Origin of the sequence: Tardiphaga sp. 619_E2_N8_4 (genome assembly GCF_051810905.1) — a bacterium.
GTDB lineage: Bacteria > Pseudomonadota > Alphaproteobacteria > Rhizobiales > Xanthobacteraceae > Tardiphaga > Tardiphaga robiniae.
The window spans coordinates 5,532,091-5,555,973 of sequence record NZ_JBPWQJ010000001.1; the positions used below are offsets into that span (position 1 = coordinate 5,532,091).

Genomic DNA, 23,883 nt, shown 5'->3' on the forward strand with positions numbered 1-23,883 from the left:
CAACGATGACGGAGTTGCGCAGCAATCGTCGGATCAGTGTCAGCGAGGCCAGCAAGCCGGTCTTGCCGCGCCACGCCAGGCTGAAGTTCGACGAGACGCGCCAGCGCTGGGTGATCCTGGCGCCGGAGCGCGTGCTGGCGCCCGACGATATCGCCGTCGAAATCCTCCAGCTTTGCGATGGCGAACGTAACGTCGCCGATATCATCGACCTGCTGGTGGCCAAATACGCCGCGCCGCGCGACGATATCGGCACCGATGTCGTGGCCATGCTGCAGGACCTCGCCGACAAGGGCTTTCTCACGCAAGCGCGGGAGAAGACATCATGAGCCCCACCCTCACCGACGCCAGTCCCGTCTTCACCGATCCCGACGACAGTCTCGCGATCATGGAGCGCACGCGCTCCACCGCTGAGACCTTCGGCATTCCCCTTGCCGTGCTGGCCGAACTCACCCATCGCTGCCCGCTGCAATGTCCATATTGCTCCAATCCCGTGGAGCTCGACCGCGGCAGCACCGAGCTGACCACCGACGAATGGAAGAAGGTACTCTCCGAGCTCGCCGAAATCGGCGTGCTGCAGATCCACTTCTCCGGCGGCGAACCAACCGCGCGCAAGGACATCGTCGAGCTGGTGCAGCATGCGACGGATGTGGGCCTGTATTCCAATCTCATCACCTCGGCGGTGCTGCTGACGCGCGACAAGCTCGCAGCGCTGGCGGATGCCGGGCTGTGCCATGTGCAGATCAGCTTCCAGGGCAATGAGCCCGTGGTGGCCGACCGCGTCGGCGGCTATCGCAATGGCCACGCGAAGAAGCTCGAAGTCGCCAGATGGACGCGCGAGCTCGACCTGCCGCTGACGGTGAATGCGGTGATGCACCGGCAGAACCTGCATCAGCTCGCCGACATCATCCAGATGGCGGTCGATCTCGACGCCGACCGGCTGGAGGTCGCGAATGTGCAGTATTACGGCTGGGCGCTGAAGAACCGCGCCGCCCTGATGCCGACCATCGATCAGATCGACGAGACCAGCCGCATCGTCGAGGATGCGCAAGTGCGCCTGAAGGGCATTCTCGATATCGACTATGTCGTCCCGGACTATTACGCGCTGCGACCGAAAAAATGCATGGGCGGCTGGGGCCGGCAGTTCTTCAACATCTCTCCATCAGGCAAGATCCTGCCCTGCCATGCCGCCGAGACCATCACCGGGATGGAATTCGAATCCGTGCGCTCCAATCATTCGATCGCCTGGATCTGGCAGAATTCCGAAGCCTTCAACCGCTATCGCGGCACCGGCTGGATGCCCGAGCCATGCCAGAGCTGCGCGTTCAAGGAAGTGGATTTCGGCGGCTGCCGCTGCCAGGCCTTCGCGCTGACCGGCGACGCCGGCAATACCGACCCCGCCTGCACGCTGTCGCCTGTTCACGCCGAAATCTTCAAACTGGCCGAGACGGAATCCACCGAGGGCCGCGACCGCTTCATCTATCGCAACTTCAAAGGCGGCACGCTGGAGCCGGACGCGGACGACGTCCATGGCCGCTGATGTCCCCGCCCCGGTGAATGCGGACCTGTTTGCGCCGCTGACCTCGGAACATCTGGATGTCGGCGACGGCCACGCAATCCATGTGGAGAGCGTCGGCCGCAGCAACGGCATTCCCGCAGTCTATCTGCATGGCGGCCCCGGCTCCGGCTGCCAGCCCGATCACCGCCGGCTGTTCGATCCGCAGCGCTTTCACACCGTGTTGTTTGATCAGCGCGGCGCCGGCCGCAGCAAGCCGAAAGGCAAGCGCGAGGCGAATACGCTGCCGCATCTGATCGCCGATATGGAAACGATCCGACAGACATTCGGCTTCGACAAATGGCTCGTGGTCGGCGGCTCCTGGGGCGCGACGCTGGCGCTGGCCTATGCGCAGGCACATCCGGATCGCGTGACCGGCATCGTGCTGCGCGCGACGTTTCTCGGCACGCGGGAAGAATTGCACGATGTCTTCAACGTCATGCTGCCGCGGCATTATCCGGGCCTGCATGGAGATTTTCTGAGCGCCCTTGCCGAAGCCGAGCGCGCCGATCCGCTGCCGAACTTCTATCGCCGCATTCTCGATGCCGATCCGGCCGTGCATGTCCCCGCGATCCGCGCCTGGGGCGGCACCGAAGCCATCCTGTCGGAAATCGCGCCGAAGCGCACGCGGCTCGACCGTGCCGAACTCGGCAACACCACGCGCCCGATGCCGGCGACACCCGCGATGGAAGCGCATTACTTCAAGCACGACTGCTTTATGCGGCCGCATCAACTGATGGAGGATGCCGGCAGGCTCAGCGGCATTCCCGGCGTCATCATTCAGGGCCGTTACGACTTCCTCTGCCCGCCCGCGACATCGCACGCTCTGGCCAGGCGCTGGACGGATGCGGAGGTGCGCATCGTTGAAGGCGCCGGCCACAGCCTGTATGACTCCGGCATGCGCGATGCGGTCATGAAGGCCATCGCCGATGTCGCGTCGAAATTGAAATAGGACTTCTGGAATGCCGATCAAATGCACGGGAATGCTGATGACGTCGATGGATATCGACGCCAGCCATGAGCAGGAATTCAACGCGTGGTACGACCGCGAGCATCTCGCCGAGCGCGTCGCCATCGAGGGCTTCGTCGAGGCCCGGCGTTACGTGGCCGTGAATGCCAGGCCGAAATATCTCGGGCTCTATTCAACTGCGACATTCGACGTGCTGGACAGTGATGCCTATCGCACGGCGCTGGCCAACCAGACCAAGTGGTCGCTGGCCAATATCGGCCGCTTCCAGAACATGCTGCGCTCGGTGGCTCGGATCACTGTGAGCCGCGGTCAGGGCCGCGGCGCGGCGCTCGGGCTGGTGCGCATCCGGCCACCCGCCCAAGGCGCTGACAAACTGCGCAGCGCCATCGAAGCGCAGCTCGATCCCGGCGATATCAACGGCATCATTTCGATGCATCTGATGGAGAGCGATCCCCGCCTCTCGAAGCCGCTGACCGACGATCCTGCCGCGCCCAATCCTGCGGCGCGCGACTGGTATGTGATGATCGACGGGACGGATGTCGAAGCCGTCGCTTCGACCATAAAAGGCCGCTTCACTGCGGCCATTGCAGCGGCAAAGGCAGAGCTGATTTCCGAGGGGACCTACCGACTGATGTGGGATCTGGCGAAGAGCGATCTTTGAATTCACGGTCGACGCGACGCTACCTAACCTCTCCCCGCTTGCGGGGAGAGGTCGGAGTCGGCGCGCAGCGACAGCTCCGGGTGAGGGGGAGTTAGAGGTGAAGCTCAGCAAAAGCCCCTCACCCCACCCTCTCCCCGCAAGTGCGGGGCGAGGGAGTGCATCGACCGCGCCCAGCATCGATTGAACGCATCCTACCTCTGACGCGACCAAGGTGAACTGGCCCGCAACGGGCCGCCTCACCTTGCGAGACGTCGATGACCATCCGTGCGCTGTCCCTTCTGGTTCTCACCTCCGCACTGATCATCGGCGGCCCGCTGGCGCGCGCCGAGGACGAGCCGGCCAAGATCGATGCGGTGAAGGCAGCCGAATTCAACGAGCGCATGTTTGCCGGCCCGCTGGGTCCGAAGCTGACCTATGCCTGCTTCGTTCGGCGCTATGACGCCGAGCATCTGGCACGGCATCCCAAGCAGAAGATCAGCACCATGAAGCTGCTGGTCGTCGCCGGGCATCCGCCCGAGGAAAGCTACACGCCCTACTCGTTCCGGCTCGGATTCAAATATCGCCATCGCAAAGGCGACTGGGATTCCAGCGGCTCCTGCGGCCAGATCCAGGATACCGACAAGGGCCAGCAGGTGAAGTTCGCATGCAGCGTCGATTGCGACGGCGGCGGCATTGCGATCGGCCTGGCCAAAGACATCGACGCAACGCTGGTCCGTGTCGAGCGCGTCCGCATCTGGCAGAACAGCAAACCCGATGAAGAACCCGGCACCGACGCGCTCACCGGCGGCGAGGACGACAAGATTTTCCGGCTCGATCGCACAAACCTGAAGGAGTGTGAGTCGTTGATAACGGACCGCAAGGAACTCGCGGCGATGCGCAGCAAGTGAGCGTGATTGACGCCAAATCGGAGCCAACCATGAATCGACGCAGCCTATTGTGGACCGCCCTGTCGTCGGTCGGCGCGGGACTATTGGCATCGCGAGCGAATGCCGTGACGGCCGATGAGAAGCCGCCCGCTAGGCTCAAGGTCGTCTATCATCTCGCCGATGCCGACCGGGTGAATTTCGCACTCGGCAATATCCAGAATCATGTCGACGGTGTCGGCGGCCCCGACAACGTTACCATCGCGCTGGTCGTGCTCGGCCCAGCACTGAAGTCATTTGCCCGGGCTTCCGCCAATCCCGACATTACCGCGCGGGTCGGCAAATTCACCAAGGCAGGCCTGCAACTGGCCGCCTGCAGCAACACCATGAAGGCGCAGGATGTGACGCTGGACGGCCTGCTGCCGGGCTTCACCATCGCCGACCGCGGCGGCGTGGTCCGGATCGCGGAGCTGCAGGCGCAGGGCTATCTGTATATTCGCCCCTGACCCCCTTCGCCGTCATTGCGAGGAGCCCTTGCGACGAAGCAATCCAGTCTTTCTTCGCTTTTGATCCTCTGGATTGCCGCGTCGCTTCGCTCCTCGCAATGACGTGAGGGGCTGGAGGCGCTCCCCAACCCACAAAACCGACGCACAAAATTTGCACAATTGTCATGCCGCCGGGCCAATCTGGCGAACACGGAATTGCGATCCGGCTCCCGCGCCCTGAATGGAACCGTTCGGCTTGCCATGCGTATGGGTTTGGGGCGATCATTGGAACCGGGCCGCGGAACGTTTCGCGCGGCGATCGGCCTTTTGATAATTGTAAGCAGAACAAGGCATCATGAATCCCGTCAAAGCACTCGAATCCCATGGTCAGGCCGTTTGGCTGGACTTCCTCGCCCGCGGCTTCGTCGCCAAGGGCGACCTCAAGAAGCTGATCGACACCGACGCCGTGAAAGGCGTGACGTCGAATCCGGCGATCTTCGAGAAGGCGATCGGAAGTTCGGACGAATATGATGCCCCGATTGCCGAGGCGTTGAAGTCCGGCGACAAGTCGCCTGCCGACCTGTTCGAGCACATTGCCGTCGAGGACATCCAGCACGCCGCCGATGTGCTGAAGCCGGTCTATGACAAGATGAAGGGCGATGATGGTTTCGTCAGCCTGGAAGTCTCGCCTTATCTCGCCAATGACACCAAGGGCACGGTCACTGAGGCGGAGCGCCTGTGGGCGAGCGTCAAGCGCCCAAACCTGATGGTGAAGGTGCCGGCAACGCCGGAGGGGCTGCCCGCGATCCAGCAACTGATCGGCGAAGGCATCAGCATCAATGTGACGCTGCTGTTCGCGCAGAAGACCTATGTGGAGGTCGCCGAGGCCTATCTCAACGGTCTCGAAAAGTATGTGGCCGGCGGAGGCGATCCCTCGCATGTGGCGAGCGTTGCGTCCTTCTTCGTCAGCCGCATCGATGCGCAGGTCGACAAGCAGCTCGACGACAAGATCGCCAAGGCCAATGATCCCTCCGAGAAGGCGCGGCTCAAGGACCTCAAGGGCAAGGTCGCCATCGCCAATGCGAAGCTCGCCTATCAGGAATATCTGAAACTGTTCGCCGGCCCGCGCTGGGAGAAGCTCAAGGCCAAAGGCGCAAAACCGCAGCGCCTGCTCTGGGCCTCCACCGGCGTGAAGAGCAAGGACTATCGCGACACGCTCTATGTGGAAGAGCTGATCGGGAAGAACACCGTCAACACTGTGCCGCCCGCCACGCTGGACGCGTTCCGCGACCACGGCGAGGTGCGCGACAGCCTCGAAGAGAATGTCGACGATGCGAAGAAGGTGCTCGCCGATCTCGCCAAGACCGGCATTTCGCTCGATGCGATTACGACGCATCTCGTCGAGGACGGCGTCAAGCTGTTCGCCGATGCGGCCGACAAGCTCTATGGCGCGGTGGCGCACAAGCGCGCAACATCGCTGGGTAACGGGATCGGATCGCAGAAGCTGGCGCTGGGCGACGGCATCACGAAGAAGGTCGCGACCTCGACCGAAGAGTGGCGTGCGTCCGCGAAGATCCGCCGGCTCTGGCACAAGGACAAATCGGTCTGGACCGGATCGGATGAAGACAAGTGGCTGGGCTGGCTGAACAGCGCCTTCGACGAGAAGGCCAAGCTCGCCGACTACAACGACTTCGCCAAATGGGTGAAGGCGCAGGGATTCACCGATGCGGTGGTGCTCGGCATGGGCGGATCGAGCCTCGGGCCGGAAGTGCTGGCGCAGACCTTTGCCAAGGTGTCGGGCTTCCCGAAACTACATGTGCTGGATTCCACCGATCCCGCACAGGTGCGCGCCATGGGCGCGGCGGTGACTATCGCCAAGACACTCTTCATCGTTTCCAGCAAATCCGGCGGCACCACCGAGCCGAATGTGATGAAGAACTACTTCTTCGACGAGGTGACCAAGGCGATCGGCGCCGACAAGGCCGGCGGCCATTTCGTCGCCGTGACCGATCCCGGCTCGTCTTTGGAGAAGGTCGCGAAGACCCAAAAGTTTGCGCGCATCTTCCATGGCGATCCCACCATCGGCGGGCGCTATTCGGTGCTGTCGCCGTTCGGCCTCGTGCCGGCGGCTGCGGCGGGTGTCGATCTCACCAAACTGCTCGATCTCACGCTGTCGATGGTGCGCTCCTGCGGACCGGACGTGCCGCCCGCTGAAAATCCCGGCGTCCAGCTCGGCCTCGCGATGGGCAATGCCGGGCTCGACGGCCGCGACAAGGTCACGATCTTGTCCTCGAAGAAAATCGCCGATTTCGGCGCATGGGCCGAACAGCTTATCGCCGAATCCACCGGCAAGGATGGCAAGGGCCTGATCCCGATCGACGGCGAAACGCTGGGCGAACCCTCGGTCTATGGCACCGATCGTTTCTTTATCGATCTGCGCACATCGGGCGAAGACGACAAGACACATGACGACAAGCTCGACGCGCTTGAAAAGGCCGGTCATCCCGTTGCGCGCATCGTGATGCCGTCCATCGATCATCTCGGCCAGGAATTCTTCCGCTTTGAAATCGCGACCGCCGTCGCGGGATCGATTCTGGGCATCAACCCCTTCAACCAGCCGGACGTGGAAGCCGCCAAGATCAAAACGCGCGAGCTGACGGAAGCGTTTGAGAAGACCGGTTCGCTGCCGCCGGAAACGCCGGTGGTGTCCTCCAAGGAGGCCGATCTCTATACGGACGATAGCAATGCCGAACTGCTGAAGAAGGCCGGCGCCAATGGCGATCTGACCTCATGGCTGAAAGCGCATTTCCGACGCGTCACGCCCGGCGATTACGTGGCCCTGCTGGCCTATGTCGAACGCGATAGCGCGCATATCGACACACTGCAGCACATGCGGATGGCGGTGCGCGACAAGAAGAAGGTGGCAACCTGCGCCGAATTCGGACCGCGCTTTCTGCATTCGACGGGCCAGGCCTATAAAGGCGGGCCGGATACCGGTGTCTTCCTGCAGATCACCGCTGACGATGCCAAGGATCTCGCCATCCCCGATTACCGCGCCTCGTTCGGTGTCATCAAGGCGGCACAGGCGCGTGGTGACTTCGGCGTACTGACGGATCGCAACCGCCGCGCGCTGCGCGTCCATCTCAAGGGTGATCTCAAGGCCGGACTTGCTGTTCTCGACAAGGCGATGACTGCCGCATTGAACTAAACGACGATCCGCATGGCCCGGACATTGCTTCGGGTCATGCGCAATCAATAAAGGACATCACACAATGCAGCTCGGCATGATCGGTCTCGGCCGAATGGGCGGAAATATTGTCCGCCGCCTGATGAAGAACGGTCACACCGCCGTCGTCTATGACAAGGACGCCAAGGCCGTCAGCGGCCTTGCCTCCGAAGGTGCCATCGGCGGATCGTCGCTCGAAGATTTCGTCAAGAAGCTCGACAAGCCGCGCGCCGTCTGGGTCATGTTGCCAGCCGGCAAGATCACCGAAACCACCATCGATGCGCTGACAAGGCTGCTGGAGCCCGGCGACACCATCATCGATGGCGGCAACACGTTCTGGCAGGACGACGTTCGCCGCGGCCAGGCGCTGAAGGAAAAGGGCCTGTTCTATATCGACGTCGGCACATCTGGCGGCGTCTGGGGCTTTGAGCGCGGCTATTGCATGATGATCGGCGGCGACAAGACTGTGGTCGACCGGCTCGATCCGATCTTCAAGACACTGGCGCCGGGGATCGGCGACATCCCGCGCACGCCGGGCCGCGACAACTCAGATCCGCGCGTCGAGAACGGCTACATCCATGCGGGCCCGGTCGGTGCCGGGCATTTCGTCAAGATGGTCCATAACGGCATCGAATACGGATTGATGCAGGCCTATGCCGAAGGCTTCGACATCATGAAGAACGCCAATATCGAGGCGCTGCCGGAAGCGCATCGCTTCGATCTCAATTTGCCTGATATCGCCGAAGTCTGGCGCCGCGGCAGCGTGATCCCGTCATGGCTGCTCGACCTCACCTCCATGGCACTCGCCAAGAACGAGACGCTCGATACCTATTCGGGCTTTGTCGAGGATTCCGGCGAAGGCCGCTGGACGGTGAATGCCGCCATCGACGAAGCGGTGCCCGCAGAGGTTCTGACTGCTGCGCTGTTTGCGCGGTTTCGCTCCCGCAAGGAGCACACATTTGCAGAGAAGATTCTATCCGCGATGCGCGCCGGTTTCGGCGGCCACAAAGAGCCCGATCAGCATCCGGATCCAAAACGGCAGGACGCGCCTGATATCATCAAACCAAAGGCGTAGCCCGCATGACCGAGATACAAGCTCCAGGCCCTGCCAAATCCAAGAAGAAGCCAGACCCTTGCGCATTCGTGATCTTCGGCGTCACCGGCGATCTCGCACACCGGCTGGTCATCGCGGCGCTGTATAACCTGCAGGCGGCCGATCTTCTGCCGGAGAAATTCTGCGTCGTCGGCATCGCCCGCAAGGACATGACCGGCGCGGAACTCCGCGACGACCTGATGAAGGGCCTGAAGCAATATGCGACGCGCCCGGTCGACGACGCCATCGCGCAGAAGCTGCTCAATTGCGTCACCTGTATCGAAGCCGATCCGGGGGAGCCGGAATCCTTCGATCGCATGCGCGACCAGCTCGACAAACTCGAGGAAGCACGGGGCACCGGGGGCAATCGCCTGTTCTATCTGGCAACGCCGCCTTCGGCCTTCGCGCCGATCGCGCGTCAGCTCGGCCGCACCGGCATGCTGAAGGAAAATGGCTCGTGGCGCCGCCTCGTGGTCGAGAAGCCGTTCGGCACCGACCTTGAATCCGCGAAGAAGCTGAATAATGAACTGCTCGGCCTGATGAACGAGCAACAGATCTACCGGATCGATCACTATCTCGGCAAGGAGACGGTGCAGAACATCCTGGTACTGCGCTTTGCCAATGGCATGTTCGAGCCGATCTGGAATCGCAACCATATCGATCACGTGCAGATCACCGTGGACGAGAAACTCGGCGTCGGCCATCGCGGCTCGTTCTACGATGCGACCGGCGCGCTGCGCGACATGGTGCCGAACCATCTGTTTCAATTGCTATCGCTAGTCGCGATGGAGCCGCCCGCGCGTTTCGAGGCCAATGCGGTGCGCTCCGAGAAAGCTGAAGTGCTCGCCGCCGTCACCACGCAGACCGAAGCCGAAGCACTACAGAATTCGGTTCGCGCGCAATATGTCGCCGGCCATGTCGGCGATACCGACATTGGTGATTATCTGAAGACCAAGGACGTCAAGGAAGGCAGTACCACCGAGACCTATGCAGCGATGAAGCTGTCGATCGACAACTGGCGCTGGGCCGGCGTTCCCTTTTATCTGCGCACCGGCAAGGCACTTGGTATCAAACGCACCGAAGTGGCGATCAAGTTCAAGCAGGCGCCCTTCGCCATGTTCCGCGACATGTCCGTGGAAAGCCTCGCGGAGAACTTTCTCGTTATCGCGGTGGAGCCGAACGAAGGCATCTCGCTGAAGTTCAATACCAAGGTGCCCGGTCCGGCTGTGGAGATCGACGGCGTCGAGATGAAGTTCCGCTATAAGGACTACTTCCAGGCTGCACCGGCGACGGGCTATGAGACGCTGATCTATGACTGCATGATCGGCGACAACATCCTGTTCCAGCGCGCCGACAGCGTGGAAGCCGGCTGGCGTGCCGTGCAGCCATTCCTCGATGCCTGGAAGAAGGCCGGCAAGGACGGGCTAAAGACCTACAACGCCGGCAGCGAAGGTCCCGAGGAAGCCGACGACCTGCTCAAGCGCGATGGTCGTAGCTGGCGCGTACTGAGCTGACGCCATGACAGCGCCCAATCGCCATATCGTCGTGGTCGAGGATGCGGTGGCTCTCGCCGAGGCCGCAGCCGACCGGCTGATCGAGCGCATCGAAGCCAATCCCGGCCGCATCGCCATCTGCATGACCGGCGGATCGAGCCCGAAGCGCCTCTATGAACTGCTCGCCACCGAACCCTATCGCAGCGAAATCCCCTGGGATCGCGTACACTGGTTCGTCGGCGATGATCGTTTCGTGCCGTCAGGCGATCCGCTCAACAACATGACCATGGCGCGAACTGCGTTTCTGGATGCATGCGCGCCACTTGCGAATGTGCACCCGATCAAGACCGATGCGGCGAATCCGGATGACGCGGCGGCGCTCTATGCGCGCGAACTGCAGTCCTTCTACGGCACCGACAAGCTCGATAAAGCCAAACCGCTGTTCGATCTCGTATTGCTCGGCGTCGGCCCCGATGGCCATGTGGCGTCGCTGTTTCCCGGATATCCCGCCATCGAGATCAAGGACCGCTGGGTAGTCGGCGTGCCCGAAGCCCATGTAAAGCCGTTCGTGCCGCGCGTCAGCCTGACGCTGCCGGCCCTGGCCTCATGCCGAGAGATGCTTTTCCTGATGAGCGGCGAGGATAAGCGCGCAATCCTGACGCGCGTGCTGAAGGGCGAGGATCTGCCAGCCAATCGCACGCGGTCGGACGGCGAAACCGTGTGGCTGTGCGACAAGGCCGCCCTCCCGGACGACGCGCGTGGCTGACACCGTGCCCAAGACTCTGGCACCCAAGATCCTGGCACCCAAGGCTCTGGTGGTGATGGGCGTCTCCAGCTCAGGCAAGAGCACGATCGCGAAGACGCTTGCTGAACGCCTCGGCTGGCGCTTCGCCGATGGCGACGATTTTCACCCGAAGGCAAATATCGAGAAGCAGCGCGCGGGCCAGCCACTCACTGACGACGATCGCTGGCCCTGGCTGCAGGCCATTGCCGACGAGATCGACCGCGTCACCGCCGATGGCCAAAAGCTTGTCGTCGCCTGTTCTGCGCTCAAGCGCGCCTATCGCGATCTGCTATTGCACGGCCGCGACGACATTCGCATCGTCTATCTCGACGGCTCCAAGGAGCTAATCGCCAAGCGCATGGCGGCGCGGAAGAATCATTTCATGCCGCCGACGCTGCTCGACAGTCAGTTCAAGACGCTCGAAATCCCCGGCCCAGACGAACGCCCAATGACAGTATCCATCGACGACGATGTCGACGGCATCGTCTCCGCCATCATCAAACAACTGCCGGCCTGAAGGATCAGACCATGACCAAAATCGCTCTCGTGGTGTCCGATGTCGACGGTACGCTCGTCACCCACGACAAACGCCTCACCGACACGGCCAAGGCGGCCGTGAAGAAATTGGAAGACGCCGGCATCGGCTTCACGATCACGTCGAGCCGCCCGCCCGTCGGCATGCGCTTCCTGGTCAAGCCACTGGGGATCACGCTGCCGATCGGCCCGTTCAATGGCAGCTCCATGGTGGACGGCGACCTCAAGCCGATCGTGCAGCACCTGATCCCGGAAGCTGCGACCAAGCGCGCCATTGAAGTGCTGGAAGACCACGGCGTCGATATCTGGATTTTCACCAATGACGAATGGGTGATCAAGCGCGACGACGGCAAATATGTGCCGCATGAGCGCGACACCATTCAACATGACGCCGTGATGGTGGATGACTTCTCGCCCTATCTCGCCAAGGCCTGCAAGATCGTCGGTGCGAGCCAGGATTTTCCATTGCTGGAGCGCTGTGAGGGCGCGATGCAGAAGGCGCTGGGCGATACAGCTGTCGCCGTGCGCTCGCAGAATTACTATCTCGACATCACTCCGCCCAACCAGAACAAAGGCACCTTTGTGCAGGCTATGGCGCAGCGCCTCGGCATCTCCCTTGAGGCCATCGCCACCATCGGCGACATGCGCAACGACCTGCCGATGTTCAAGGTGTCAGGCATGTCGATCGCCATGGGCAATGCGAGCGACGATGTGAAGTCGCAGGCGACGGATGTGACGACGTCGAATGAGGAGGAAGGCTTTGCGGGCGCGGTGGAGATGATTTTGAAAAGGAATGCCATGTGACGTAGCCCCCTCCCCCTTGCGGGGAGGGTTGAGAGAAGAGCTACTTCGCCCGCTCCACCTTCTTCTCCTGCGGACGCTTGGCGCTCGCCAGATTATGCGCCACGGCGATCAGCGCAATATGGGTCAGCGCCTGCGGGAAGTTGCCGGTCTGGCGTTTGACGCCGCTGTCATATTCTTCCGCCAGCAGGCCGACATCATTGGCGATCGCAACGACGCGATTGAACAGTTCCTCCGCCTTGGCGATCTCGCCCATCTTGATATAGGCCTCGGCCAGCCACAGGCTGCAGGCGAGAAACGCGCCCTCGGCGGGCTGCACCTCGCCAGTGACCTCGCGGGGATCGTGGCGCAGCACGAAGCCGTCGCGTATCAGATATTTCTCGACCGCTGCGATCGTGCCCTTCACGCGAGGATCGTCGGCCGGAAGAAAACCCAGGGCCGGCAGCAGCAGGATGGCGCCGTCGAGCACGTCCGAGCCATAGGATTCCACGAAGGTGTTTTCGCGGGGATCGAACCCTTTCTCGCAAACGTCGCGATGAATCTCCTTGCGCAGCGCCTTCCACGTGTCGACGGGGCCTTTGAGATTGAAGCTCTCGGCGCTCTTGATGGCGCGGTCGAACGCAACCCAGCAGCCGACTTTCGACAGCACATAGTGCTTGCCGGGGCCGCGGCGCTCCCAGATGCCGTGATCGGGCTTATTCCAGACAGAAGCGAGATGTTCGAGGATCTCGCATTCCACCGCCCAGGTGCCATCCTCGAGATCGAGTTTGGCAACGCGGGTCTGGTGGAAGGCATCAATCAACTCGCCATAGACGTCGAGCTGCAGCTGCGCATGCGCAGCATTGCCGACGCGCACGGGCAGCGCGCCGCCATAGCCGGGCAGCCAGTCGGCCTCCCATTCGAGCAGGCGGCGCTGCCCCATGATGCCATACATGATCTGCATCTCGGCCGGTGCGCCGGCGACAGCGCGCAGCAGCCAGCGATACCAGGCGCGCGCTTCATCCGTGTAGCCGCTGTTCATCAGCACCAGCAGCGTGAATGTCGCATCGCGCAGCCAGCAGAAGCGATAGTCCCAATTTCTGGAGCCGCCGAGCTTTTCGGGCAGCGACGTGGTCGGCGCCGCGACGATACCGCCGGATGGCGCATAGATCAGCGCCTTCAGCGTGATCAGCGAGCGCATCACGAGATCGCGGTGCTCGCCTTTATAGGTGCAGCGGCTGCTCCATTCCTTCCAGAATTCCTCGGTGTCCTTCAGCGCCTCGTCGACATTGATCGGCGCCGGCACCTTCAGATGCGAAGGCCCATAGGTCAGCACGAACGGGATATTGTCACCCTGCTTGACGTCGAATTTCGCGACGGTCGTGAGGTTCTCGCCATGGGTCTCGATGGGCGTGTGCAGCACGGTCATGTCGGGCCCGCAAATCGCCAGCACTCCGCCGTCCTTGTCGCGCTTCACCCAGGGGATGGCCGCACCGAACCCGAAGCGGATGATCAGCTCCATCCGGACCGTCACCGTGCCGCGATCGCCGCGGACGATGCGCACCACATCAGAGGCGGCGCCGCGCGGCGGCATGAAGTCGATCAGCGTGATGGCGCCGTCGTCCGTCTCCAGCGTGGTTTCCAGAATGAGGGAGTCGCCGCGATAGCGCCGTTTGCATGCCGTGATCGGAGCATCGGGCGTGATTTGCCAGCGGCCATGATCCTTGGTGCCGAGCAGCGCGGTAAAGCATGCGTCAGAATCGAAGGCCGGCCAGCACAGCCAGTCGATCGATCCGTTGCGGTTGACGAGAGCGGCGGTCTCACAATCGCCGATCAGCGCGTAATCTTCGATATTGCTGTACAAAGTCTTTCCGCCACCTGACAAAATTTAGGTCAATGCGGACAAACTCCTGTCCGCGGTTGCAATGTGCAGCGCGTCACGATCGATCGACGTGGCCATCGTCTCCACCGTGGCCGGCAGCCGCTGCCGCCAGTTCGGATGTTCATTGATGGTGCCGGGAATATTCGGCTGATCGATCACACCCAACAGGTCTTCCAACGCCACGGCCAGCAAACGGGTCCGCGTGCGCGCGAGAAAGTGAGCGACGGCGTAGAAGTCTTCGGTATTGATGCCCTGGGCTCGCAGCGCCTCGCTGAGCATCTGCAGCGCGTAACGGCGGGCATCGTCGCTCTCGCCGGGATCGATGCCCAGCGAGCGCTTCAGCTGCAGATCGTGCAGGCTGCGCCAGCCGGCATAGGTCGGCAGATCATGGGTATTGAAGGTCACCAGCGCATTCGATGCGTAATAGTCGATACCGCGGAACGCATAGCGTTCATCGCGCTCGAACATCATCACCAGATATGACCAGATGCCCCAGGATGCGAGATGATCGCGGAAGCCGTCCGGCACGGTACCGAGATCCTCACCGATCACCACGCAGCGATTGGCGACGCTTTCCTGCGCCGTCACGGCCAGCAGCGCTTCCAGCGGCATCTTCACATAGGCGCCGTTGTCGGCGTCATAGCCATGCGGCACGACGTAAAGGCGATTGAGGCCCAGCACATGATCGAGCCTGACGGCGCCGGCATAGCGCATCGAGGCACGCAGCATGTCCTTGAACGGCGCGAAGCCCTGCACTTCCAGCCCCGCGGCATTGAAGCCGGCAAGACCCCAGTTCTGTCCGGCGGGCTGCAGCGCATCGGGCGGCGCGCCGACAGAGAGATGACGCGAGATCGCGATCTGCTCGTTCCAGGCATCGAAGCCGCCGGACTGCACGCCGACCGCGACGTCGAGATAGAGGCCGACGGGCATACCGAGCTTGATGGAGAGATCAAAACAGGCCTTGAGCTGCAGATCGGCATTCCACTGCACGTATTCGATATAAGCGACTTCCTTGCCGTCCGGCCCGGCGCGGAAGGCCTCGCAGGTCACGTCATCGGGCAGCAGCCATTCCGACGGCCAGTCCCACCACGCGGTCTGCTGCTGATGGCGCAGCACTTCGAAACAGGCAAAGCGTGTCAGCAACGGCGCACGTTCGGCGCGGAATGCGGCAAAGGCCTTCTGACGCTCGGCTGTCGGATCGGCATAGAAAGCCTCGAAGGCCGCGCGCATGCCCTTCGACTTTGCCGCAGCAATGTCAGGGTAATCGACGAACTTGCTGGCGCGCATATTCGCCAGCATGTCGCCGCTGTCATTGGCCGCGTATTCGGGCAGTGCCTCGACGTCGATATAGAGCGGATTGAGAAACAGCCGGCTGTTCGGCGAATACGGGCTGCATTCGGCCGGCCTGTCGTCGAACAGCGCATGCAGCGGGTTGAGACCGACACCGCCGGCGCCGATCGAGGCCGCCAGTCTGATCAGGTCCTGCAGATCGGTGAAGTCGCCGATGCCCCAGTTGCGCTCGGAGCGCACACCATAGAGCTGCACGGCGAGAATCCAGGAGCGCTCGAAAGTGCCGGGAAATGCCCTGGACGGCGCGACGATGAACGGCGCCTCGTCGGGGAATTTCTTGGCGTCGACCAGCCTGAGCCGGTGCACGCCGACCGGCAGGTCGCGCGGCCAGGTGATCTCGCGCCCCTCCGTCGTTCCCTCGGCGATAACCTTAACCCCGTCGAGAATTTTCCAGGTCAGGGGAAACGTGGCAGCCTCATTGAGGACCGTGCGGGCACCCTCGCCGGCCCGGACCACGACCGGACTCGCCACGAAGCGATGCGGCGTGCGCACCGGCATGGCGTCCAGAATGAGCTTCAGGGCGGCTTCGCCCGTGGTGTGCCACTGGCCCTGACCGTCGTGAAAACCGGTCTGGATTCCGAGTTCGGCAGCTTTGGTGAAAAGGTCCATTCGGCACGCTGTTTGCAGAGCAACAATCGAAAGTTGCTGGGAAATTTCTGAATTTGCGGAAGAGGATAGCCGATTTCAACGCGTCGATCTAAGCTGAGTTCCATGGGGAACCAAACCCCTGTCACGGGGCTTTGTATATGATCGCACCGTCTCTTTTTGAAAATTCGAACAGGGACGACACCTCATGATGGCATCACCGTGAACAGAACATCGCAAATCGTGGACACCGCCGGTATCGGCGGGGCTTTCCATATCGAAAACATCTATCCGATCATCGACGCTGGCCGCTTCCCGGTCAAACGCATCGTGGGCGAACCTGTCGCTGTCTATGCCGACCTGTACCGCGATGGTCACGAGATCATTGCCGCAGCCATCGTCTGGCGCCGCGAGCAGGACCGCGAGTGGAATCGGGTCCCCATGACGCTGGAGGTCAACGACCGCTGGGGCGGCTCATTCATCCCCGATGGCATCGGACGCTATGTGTATGCGATCGAGGCCTGGACCGATGAATTCGCCACCTGGCGCCACGGCTTCGAGCTGAAGCTGAAGGCCGGACAGGATGTCACACTCGATGCGCTGGAAGGCGCCGGCCTGATGACCAAGGCGCAAAATGGCGGCCCCGAGGCTTCGGCGCTCATCGTCAAGCAATGCGAGAATTTTCTGCAGACCGGCGACAATGAGCCGCTGCTGTCACCTGAGCTGCGCACCGCCATGGGCGAGGCCCAGTTACGCCCGGACCTGACGCGCTCGCCTTTGTTGCCGCTGATGATCGACCGTGAACGTGCCCGCAACGGCGCGTGGTACGAGATGGTGCCGCGCAGCCAGAGCACGGTGCCCGGCCAGCATGGCACGTTCCGCGACTGTATTGCCCGCCTGCCCGACGTGCAGGCCATGGGCTTCGACGTGCTGTATTTCACGCCGATCCACCCGATCGGCAAGACCAACCGCAAGGGCAAGAACAATTCACTGACCTCCGAGCCCGGCGATGTCGGCAGCCCCTATGCCATCGGCGGCGCCGAGGGCGGCCATGATGCATTGCATCCGCAGCTCGGCACCATGGAGGATTTCCATGCGCTGATCGCTGCGTGCAAGGAGCACGGTCTGGAAGTGGCGATCGACGTGGCCGTGCAGTGCTCGCCGGACCATCCGTGGGTCAAGGAGCATCCGGACTGGTTCAAGCGCCGGCCGGACGGTTCGATGAAATATGCGGAGAATCCGCCGAAAAAATACGAAGACATCCACAATCCCGACTTCGACTGCGAGGACGCGGGATCGCTGTGGAATGCGCTGCGCGACATGCTGCTGTTCTGGTGCGATCAGGGCGTGAAGATCTTCCGCATCGACAATCCGCACACCAAGCCGCTGCGGTTCTGGGAATGGGCGATTCATGAGGTGCAGATCAGGCATCCGGACGCGCTGTTTCTGGCGGAAGCCTTCACGCGCCCGAAGCTGATGAAGGGCCTCGCCAAGCTCGGCTTCTCGCAGAGCTATACCTATTTCACCTGGCGCACTGCAAAGTGGGAGATCGAGCAATATCTCAACGAACTATGCGGCTATCCGGAGCGCGAATTCTATCGCCCGAACTTCTTCGTCAACACGCCGGACATCCTGCCTTATCACCTGCAATCCGGCGAAGCCTGGATGTTCAAGGCTCGCGTGGCACTGGCGGCCGCGCTGTCGTCGACCTATGGCATCTATAACGGCTTCGAATTGCTCGAACACGAGGCCATTCCGGGCAAGGAGGAATATCTGAACTCGGAGAAATACGAGATCAGGACCCGCGACTGGAATGCGCCGGGGAATATCAAGCCCTACATCACCGCCCTCAACCACGCGCGCCGTGCCAACACGGCGTTGCAGCAGACATCGAACCTGCGCTTCATGCCGGTGGAGAACGACAACATCATCGGCTTCGTCAAGGAGTCGGTGGACGGCACCAATACCGTCGCCGGCGCCATCGCCCTGTCGCGCGATCCGTATGAATTCTGGCTGCCGATCGACACGCAGGTGATGGTCGATGGCGAGCGGCGCAATGTTGCCGCCGTCGAGAACATCATTACCGGCGAGCGCCATGGCGTCGAATGGGGCGGCATCCGCTTGCGTCTCGATCCCCAGCGCGATCCCGCCATCTTCTTCCGTTGCCTCGCCTGAAAGCGTTGACATGAACGTAATGACCGATATCGACGTTAAAGCGAAACAGCGCGCCGAGGAGATCGACAAGCTCTGGTACAAGGACGCCATCATCTATCAGCTGCATGTGAAGACCTTCGCCGACAGCAACCATGACGGCATCGGCGACTTTATCGGCCTGACCGAGAAGCTGGATTACCTGCAGGATCTCGGCGTCACCACCATCTGGCTGATGCCGTTCTATCCGTCGCCAGGCCGCGACGACGGCTACGACATCGCCGACTATGGTTCGATCCATCCCGACTTCGGCACGATGAAGGATTTCAAGCGCTTCATCCACGAAGCCAAGCGCCGTGGCCTGCGCGTGATTACCGAACTCGTCATCAATCACACGTCGGACCAGCATGACTGGTTCAAGCGCGCCCGCCGCAGCCCGGCCGGCTCCAGTGCGCGCAACTGGTATGTCTGGAGCGACACCGACCAGAAATATCAGAGCACTCGGATCATCTTCACCGATACCGAAAAGTCGAACTGGACCTGGGACCCGGAGGCCAAGGCCTATTACTGGCACCGCTTCTTCTCACATCAGCCGGATTTGAATTTCGACAATCCGCGCGTCGTCTCTGCCGTGGTGCAGGTGATGAAACGCTGGCTGGATGCCGGCGTCGATGGCTTCCGTCTGGACGCGATCCCCTATCTTGTCGAGCGCGACGGCACCAATAACGAGAACCTGCCGGAGACCCACAAAGTCATCAAGCATTTGCGGGCCGAACTCGATGCCTATGCGCCGGGCAAGCTGCTGCTCGCCGAGGCCAATCAATGGCCGGAGGACGTGCAGGAATATTTCGGCAACAGCGACGAATGCCACATGGCGTATCACTTCCCGCTGATGCCACGCATCTATATGGCGCTGGCGCAGGAAGACCGATTCCCGATCACCGATATCATGCGGCAGACGCCGGATATTCCCGGCGACTGCCAGTGGGCGATGTTCCTGCGCAATCACGACGAGCTCACGCTGGAAATGGTCACGGACGTCGAACGCGACTATCTGTGGTCGACCTATGCGAACGATCCGCGCGCGCGCATCAATGTTGGCATTCGCCGCCGCCTGGCGCCCCTGATGGACAACGATCGCCGCAAGATCGAGTTGCTGGACTCGTTGTTGCTGTCTTTCCCCGGCACGCCGATCATCTATTACGGCGACGAGATCGGCATGGGCGACAATATCTATCTCGGCGACCGCAACGGCGTGCGCACACCGATGCAGTGGGCACCGGACCGCAATGGCGGCTTCTCGCGCGCCGATCCTGCGCGGCTCTATGCACCGCCGATCATGGATCCGATCTATGGCTACGAGTCCGTGAACGTGGAGGCGCAATCGCGCAGCCTGTCGTCGCTGCTGTCGGCGACCAAACGGCTCATTGCTGTCAGGAAATCGACGCTGGCTTTCGGCCGCGGCACCATGACCTTCATCCGCCCCGACAACCGCTCCGTTCTCGCTTATGTGCGCCAGCTCGGCGACGAAGCGATCCTCTGCGTCGCCAACCTGTCGCGCGCCGCGCAGGCCACCGAACTCGATCTGTCGCCGTGGAAGGAACGCGTGCCGCTGGAAATGCTCGGCCGCACCAAATTTCCGCCGATCGGCGATCTGCCTTACATGATCACCCTGGCACCTTACGGCTTCTACTGGTTCCAGCTACAGCTCCGCGATGTCTCTGAACATTCGCAGCCGCCGGTGGTGCCGGAATTCGAAACGCTGGTGGTGCCGCTTGGCTCGACCTGGATGACTCTCGCCCGTACGCGCGGTGTGTTCGAGCGCGACGTGCTGCCTTCCTTCCTGGCGCGCAGCCGCTGGTATCCGGAGCGACAGCCAAAGGCGATCCAGCCCGTGCTGACCGGCGCGATCCCGTTCTGCGAGATCGGCGACAACCGTCCATGGCTGGTGTTCTTCGAAACCACGCAGCGCAATGTGGCGACGCGCTATCTGCTGCCCATGCAGATCGAGTGGACCCGCTTCGACCGCGAACGCTACAATCCGAAAGCCTTTGCCGCTGTCCGTCAGGGCGCGCGCGAAGGTACCCTACTCGACGTTGCCACCGACCACATCTTCATTGCGCTGCTGCTGCACAATTTGCGCATTTCACTGACCGTCGAAGAAGAGGGCAACCGTCTGGAATTCCGGCCGACGACCAAGCTTGCCGAAAAGCCGGCTGCGCCGCTGGAGAACATCCGTGCGGTCGAAACCGAACAGTCCAACAGCACTGCATTGGTCGACAACGACTATGTCGTGAAGATCTATCGCAAGCTGCAGGCCGGCATCAATCCGGAGATCGAGGTTAGCCGTTTCCTGACGGATATCGCCGGTTTCACCAATACGCCGGCTCTGCTTGGCAGCGTCGAACTGGTCGAGGGTGATCAGCGCACCGCCGTCGCCATCGTGCATGCCTTCGTGCAGAATCAGGGCGATGCCTGGACCGTGACATCGGCCTATCTCGACCGTTTCGCCGATGAGCAGCGTCTGCTGGCGGTGGATGACCACGCCCCGCACAGTGAAGAACAGGTGCCGTATCTGCTCTATATGTCGCAGACCGGCCGCCGCGTCGCCGAGATGCAGATGGCGCTGGCCAGCCGCGACGACATCCCGGATTTCAAGCCGGAGCCGACGTCGCCTGACGATATCAGGCTCTGGATCAATGAAATCGTCACGCGTGCGGAGCCGGTATTTAGCGCGCTCGCCCAACGTCGCAATGCTGCAAAGGATTCGGATCGCGCACTGATCGATCAGGTGCTGGAACTGCGCCACGGCTTGCGGGGATGGCTGACCGAGCTGCTGCCGGAGAATATCGATGGACTGAAGATCCGCCATCACGGAGATTTCCATCTCGGCCAGATGCTGATCGTCAAGGATGATATCTTTATCATCGACTTCGAGGGTGAACCGCGCAGATCGATCGATGAGCGCCGCCGCAAGGCGCCCGCTGCACGTGACATCGCCGGGCTCATTCGCTCGATCGATTATTCGGCAACGGCAGCGCTGGAACGCGCGCTCAAGGTAACTTCGGACGACACCGGCAAGCTGGCTGCCGCACTGGACGCTTGGCGGGAACGTGCCACCACGGCTTTCGTTGACGCCTATCGCGAGACCATGACCGATGCGCGGCTGTGGCCGGCAGACGCGGGGGCCACCAAGGAAATGCTGAACTTCTTCCTTCTGGAAAAGGCGCTTTATGAAATCGAATACGAACTCGCGCATCGGCCGGATTGGCTGCGGGTGCCACTGACTGGCATTCTGCGCATTCTGAACCAGTATTCTGAGGAAGCCGTATGACCAATTTGCCCGCCGAGGCTTACGCAATCGTCGAAGGCCGCCACTCCGATCCATTCCACTATCTCGGCCCCCACAAGGAAGCCGACAAGACGGTCGTGCGTGCTTTCCTGCCCGAAGCCGTGAAGGTCGATGCCATCGACGATCACGGCGCGACGACCGCATTGGAACGCGTCCATGACGCCGGCCTGTTTGTCGGCGCGCTGGCTAATGGCTCGACCAAGTATCAACTGCGGGCGCGCTATGGCGACAGATCCGTCGATCTCGACGACCCTTATCGCTTTCCGCCGATCCTGACCGAATTCGATCTCTATCTGCTCGGCGAAGGTACCCATCAGCGGCTCTATGACAAGCTCGGCGCCCATCCAATGGTGCTTGAAGGCGTCAGCGGCGTCGGATTTGTGGTGCTCGCGCCCAATGCGAAGCGTGTCAGCGTTGTCGGTGATTTCAATTTCTGGGATGCGCGGCGTCATCCCATGCGCGTGCGCGGTGCGGGCTACTGGGAGCTGTTCGTTCCCGGAGCCACGCCCGGCGATCACTACAAGTTCGACATCATTGGCCCGCATGGCCAGTTGACGCAAAAATCCGACCCGATGGCCTTCGCCGCCGAACTGCGGCCCTCCACGGCGTCCATCGTGCTCGACGAAACCAGGATCCCGCATCCGCGCCCTGCCCCGGATCACATCAATGCGCTGAACAAGCCGATGTCGATCTACGAGGTGCATCTGGGCTCCTGGCGTCGCAAGGGCGACAATGAGTGGCTGACCTATCGCGACCTCGCGGAGACGCTGCCGCGCTATGCCCGCGATCTTGGTTTTACCCATGTGGAATTCCTGCCGGTCAACGAGCATCCGTTTGACGGCTCCTGGGGCTATCAGCCGACCGGCATGTATGCGCCGACCAGCCGCTTCGGTACGCCGGCAGAATTCGCACTGCTGATCGACGCCTGTCATGCCGAGGGGCTCGGCGTGCTGCTCGACTGGGTGCCCGGGCACTTCCCGGATGATCCGCATGGCCTCGGCAATTTCGACGGCACGGCCCTTTATGAACATGCCAACCCGCTGCAGGGCCGGCACATGGACTGGGGCACGCTGATCTACAATTACGGCCGCACCGAAGTCGTAAACTTCCTCGTATCCAACGCGCTGTTCTGGCTTGAGCGTTACAATGTGGATGGGCTGCGCGTCGATGCCGTCGCCTCGATGCTGTATCTCGATTACAGCCGGGAAGCCGGCGCCTGGATACCGAACAAATATGGTGGCCGCGAGAATATCGAGGCCGTCAGCTTCCTGCGCCGCTTTAACACCGAGGTCTTCGCCAAATTTCCGAATGCGACCACGGCGGCGGAGGAATCCACTGCTTGGCCGCAGGTCTCACGCCCCGTCGAATTCGGCGGGCTCGGATTCGGCTACAAGTGGAACATGGGCTGGATGCATGACACGCTGAATTACATCAGCAAGGATCCGATCTATCGCAAGTACCAGCACAACGACATTCTGTTCGGGCTGCAATACGCCTTCTCGGAAAATTTCGTGCTGCCGCTATCGCATGACGAAGTCGTGCACGGCAAGCGGTCCATCCTGGGCCGCATGCCGGGCGACGACTGGCAGCGGTTCGCCAATCTGCGCGCGTATTACGCTTTCATGTTCGGACATCCCGGCAAGAAGCTGATGTTCATGGGCTGTGAATTTGCCCAGGAGCGCGAATGGAATCATGACACATCGCTGGACTGGCACCTGCTCGAGCAGGACAAGCATGCCGGCATCCACTCGCTGATCCGCGATCTCAACGAGCTGTATCGCAACCAGCCGGCACTGCATGAACTCGATTGCGATCCGGCCGGCTTCGAATGGATGATCACCGACGATGCCGGCAACAACGTCTTCGCCTGGCTGCGCAAGGGCGCCAACCCGCGCACGCAGTGCCTCGTGGTCGTGAACTTCTCGCCAAACGTCTATCACGATTACCGCGTCCGCGTGCCGTTCACCGGCGCCTGGCGCGAGGTGTTGAATTCCGACGCCGCGCATTATGGCGGCAGCAATGTCGGCAATTCGGGCGAAGTCATTGCCAAAGGGCTTGTCCCCGAACTCAGTCTGACCCTTCCACCGCTGGCCGCACTCTTTCTCGTACCGGAATTCTAGAG

At 61.8% G+C, this 23,883-nt stretch carries 17 protein-coding genes; 15 read left to right on the forward strand and 2 right to left on the reverse strand.

All coding sequences use genetic code 11. From position 1 onward, the window contains the following. Positions 1-5 precede the first annotated feature (5 nt). The 12 genes from pqqD (at position 6) to AB8A23_RS26455 (ending at position 12,465) form a co-directional block, all read left to right on the forward strand. A complete protein-coding gene (gene pqqD, locus AB8A23_RS26400) occupies positions 6-326 on the forward strand; it encodes a pyrroloquinoline quinone biosynthesis peptide chaperone PqqD (RefSeq protein WP_439057638.1) in 321 nt (106 codons plus the stop codon). Continuing rightward, a complete protein-coding gene (gene pqqE / locus AB8A23_RS26405) occupies positions 323-1,537 on the forward strand; it encodes a pyrroloquinoline quinone biosynthesis protein PqqE (protein WP_439057637.1) in 1,215 nt (404 codons plus the stop codon). The genes pqqD and pqqE overlap by 4 nt, the downstream gene beginning before the upstream one ends. Beyond that, positions 1,527-2,504 carry a prolyl aminopeptidase gene (gene pip, locus AB8A23_RS26410; protein WP_439057636.1) on the forward strand — a complete coding sequence of 326 codons (978 nt, stop codon included), beginning with the start codon at positions 1,527-1,529 and terminating at the stop codon, positions 2,502-2,504. The genes pqqE and pip overlap by 11 nt, the downstream gene beginning before the upstream one ends. Before the next feature lie 10 nt (positions 2,505-2,514). Beyond that, positions 2,515-3,183 carry a hypothetical protein gene (locus AB8A23_RS26415; protein WP_439057635.1) on the forward strand — a complete coding sequence of 223 codons (669 nt, stop codon included), beginning with the start codon at positions 2,515-2,517 and terminating at the stop codon, positions 3,181-3,183. Between the two features lie 254 nt (positions 3,184-3,437). After that, a complete protein-coding gene (locus AB8A23_RS26420; protein ID WP_439057634.1) occupies positions 3,438-4,070 on the forward strand; it encodes a hypothetical protein in 633 nt (210 codons plus the stop codon). Positions 4,071-4,099: 29 nt separating this feature from the next. Next, on the forward strand, positions 4,100-4,552 hold the full coding sequence (locus AB8A23_RS26425; RefSeq protein WP_439057633.1) for a DsrE family protein: 453 nt from the start codon (positions 4,100-4,102) through the stop codon (positions 4,550-4,552). Between the two features lie 334 nt (positions 4,553-4,886). Continuing rightward, positions 4,887-7,739, forward strand: coding sequence for a bifunctional transaldolase/phosoglucose isomerase (locus AB8A23_RS26430; RefSeq protein ID WP_439057632.1), 2,853 nt, complete (start codon positions 4,887-4,889; stop codon positions 7,737-7,739). A gap of 64 nt (positions 7,740-7,803) precedes the next feature. Then, a complete protein-coding gene (gene gnd / locus AB8A23_RS26435) occupies positions 7,804-8,832 on the forward strand; it encodes a phosphogluconate dehydrogenase (NAD(+)-dependent, decarboxylating) (RefSeq protein WP_439057631.1) in 1,029 nt (342 codons plus the stop codon). 5 nt (positions 8,833-8,837) lie between these two features. After that, positions 8,838-10,364 carry a glucose-6-phosphate dehydrogenase gene (zwf, locus tag AB8A23_RS26440; protein ID WP_439057630.1) on the forward strand — a complete coding sequence of 509 codons (1,527 nt, stop codon included), beginning with the start codon at positions 8,838-8,840 and terminating at the stop codon, positions 10,362-10,364. 4 nt (positions 10,365-10,368) lie between these two features. Continuing rightward, a complete protein-coding gene (gene pgl, locus AB8A23_RS26445) occupies positions 10,369-11,109 on the forward strand; it encodes a 6-phosphogluconolactonase (protein WP_439057629.1) in 741 nt (246 codons plus the stop codon). Positions 11,110-11,164: 55 nt separating this feature from the next. Next, the gene (locus tag AB8A23_RS26450; protein WP_089267449.1) at positions 11,165-11,644 is read left to right on the forward strand and encodes a gluconokinase; all 480 of its coding nucleotides are present in this window, start codon (positions 11,165-11,167) and stop codon (positions 11,642-11,644) included. Between the two features lie 11 nt (positions 11,645-11,655). Further along, positions 11,656-12,465 carry an HAD family hydrolase gene (locus tag AB8A23_RS26455; protein WP_439057628.1) on the forward strand — a complete coding sequence of 270 codons (810 nt, stop codon included), beginning with the start codon at positions 11,656-11,658 and terminating at the stop codon, positions 12,463-12,465. Positions 12,466-12,505: 40 nt separating this feature from the next. Here the strand turns inward: AB8A23_RS26455 and AB8A23_RS26460 are convergent, their stop codons facing one another. Both AB8A23_RS26460 and malQ read right to left on the reverse strand, forming a co-directional pair. Beyond that, a complete protein-coding gene (locus AB8A23_RS26460; protein ID WP_439057627.1) occupies positions 12,506-14,305 on the reverse strand; it encodes a glycoside hydrolase family 15 protein in 1,800 nt (599 codons plus the stop codon). Between the two features lie 24 nt (positions 14,306-14,329). Then, a complete protein-coding gene (gene malQ / locus AB8A23_RS26465; RefSeq protein ID WP_439057626.1) occupies positions 14,330-16,282 on the reverse strand; it encodes a 4-alpha-glucanotransferase in 1,953 nt (650 codons plus the stop codon). 198 nt (positions 16,283-16,480) lie between these two features. Here malQ and AB8A23_RS26470 point away from each other — a divergent pair, with 198 nt between their 5' ends. From AB8A23_RS26470 to glgB, 3 genes are read left to right on the forward strand one after another with little or no spacing between them, the layout of a single operon-like run. Next, positions 16,481-18,433 (forward strand): alpha-1,4-glucan--maltose-1-phosphate maltosyltransferase, encoded by a 1,953-nt coding sequence (locus AB8A23_RS26470; protein WP_439057625.1) that lies wholly within the window; start codon positions 16,481-16,483, stop codon positions 18,431-18,433. Between the two features lie 10 nt (positions 18,434-18,443). Beyond that, entirely contained in the window at positions 18,444-21,743 is a 3,300-nt protein-coding gene (gene treS / locus AB8A23_RS26475) for a maltose alpha-D-glucosyltransferase (protein ID WP_089267454.1), read from the forward strand. Continuing rightward, positions 21,740-23,881, forward strand: a complete 2,142-nt coding sequence (gene glgB / locus AB8A23_RS26480) for a 1,4-alpha-glucan branching protein GlgB (RefSeq protein ID WP_439057624.1) — start codon at positions 21,740-21,742, stop codon at positions 23,879-23,881. The genes treS and glgB overlap by 4 nt, the downstream gene beginning before the upstream one ends. The last annotated feature ends 2 nt before the right edge of the window (positions 23,882-23,883 follow it).

Excerpts from the sequence above, each read along its gene's own strand:
- pqqD (WP_439057638.1), top strand. The coding sequence starts at position 6 with ATGACGGAGTTGCGCAGCAATCGTCGGATCAGTGTCAGCGAGGCCAGC.
- pqqE (WP_439057637.1), top strand. The coding sequence starts at position 323 with ATGAGCCCCACCCTCACCGACGCCAGTCCCGTCTTCACCGATCCCGAC.
- pip (WP_439057636.1), top strand. The coding sequence starts at position 1,527 with ATGGCCGCTGATGTCCCCGCCCCGGTGAATGCGGACCTGTTTGCGCCG.
- AB8A23_RS26415 (WP_439057635.1), top strand. The coding sequence starts at position 2,515 with ATGCCGATCAAATGCACGGGAATGCTGATGACGTCGATGGATATCGAC.
- AB8A23_RS26420 (WP_439057634.1), top strand. The coding sequence starts at position 3,438 with ATGACCATCCGTGCGCTGTCCCTTCTGGTTCTCACCTCCGCACTGATC.
- AB8A23_RS26425 (WP_439057633.1), top strand. The coding sequence starts at position 4,100 with ATGAATCGACGCAGCCTATTGTGGACCGCCCTGTCGTCGGTCGGCGCG.
- AB8A23_RS26430 (WP_439057632.1), top strand. The coding sequence starts at position 4,887 with ATGAATCCCGTCAAAGCACTCGAATCCCATGGTCAGGCCGTTTGGCTG.
- gnd (WP_439057631.1), top strand. The coding sequence starts at position 7,804 with ATGCAGCTCGGCATGATCGGTCTCGGCCGAATGGGCGGAAATATTGTC.
- zwf (WP_439057630.1), top strand. The coding sequence starts at position 8,838 with ATGACCGAGATACAAGCTCCAGGCCCTGCCAAATCCAAGAAGAAGCCA.
- pgl (WP_439057629.1), top strand. The coding sequence starts at position 10,369 with ATGACAGCGCCCAATCGCCATATCGTCGTGGTCGAGGATGCGGTGGCT.
- AB8A23_RS26450 (WP_089267449.1), top strand. The coding sequence starts at position 11,165 with ATGGGCGTCTCCAGCTCAGGCAAGAGCACGATCGCGAAGACGCTTGCT.
- AB8A23_RS26455 (WP_439057628.1), top strand. The coding sequence starts at position 11,656 with ATGACCAAAATCGCTCTCGTGGTGTCCGATGTCGACGGTACGCTCGTC.
- malQ (WP_439057626.1), bottom strand. The coding sequence starts at position 16,282 with ATGGACCTTTTCACCAAAGCTGCCGAACTCGGAATCCAGACCGGTTTT.
- treS (WP_089267454.1), top strand. The coding sequence starts at position 18,444 with ATGAACGTAATGACCGATATCGACGTTAAAGCGAAACAGCGCGCCGAG.
- glgB (WP_439057624.1), top strand. The coding sequence starts at position 21,740 with ATGACCAATTTGCCCGCCGAGGCTTACGCAATCGTCGAAGGCCGCCAC.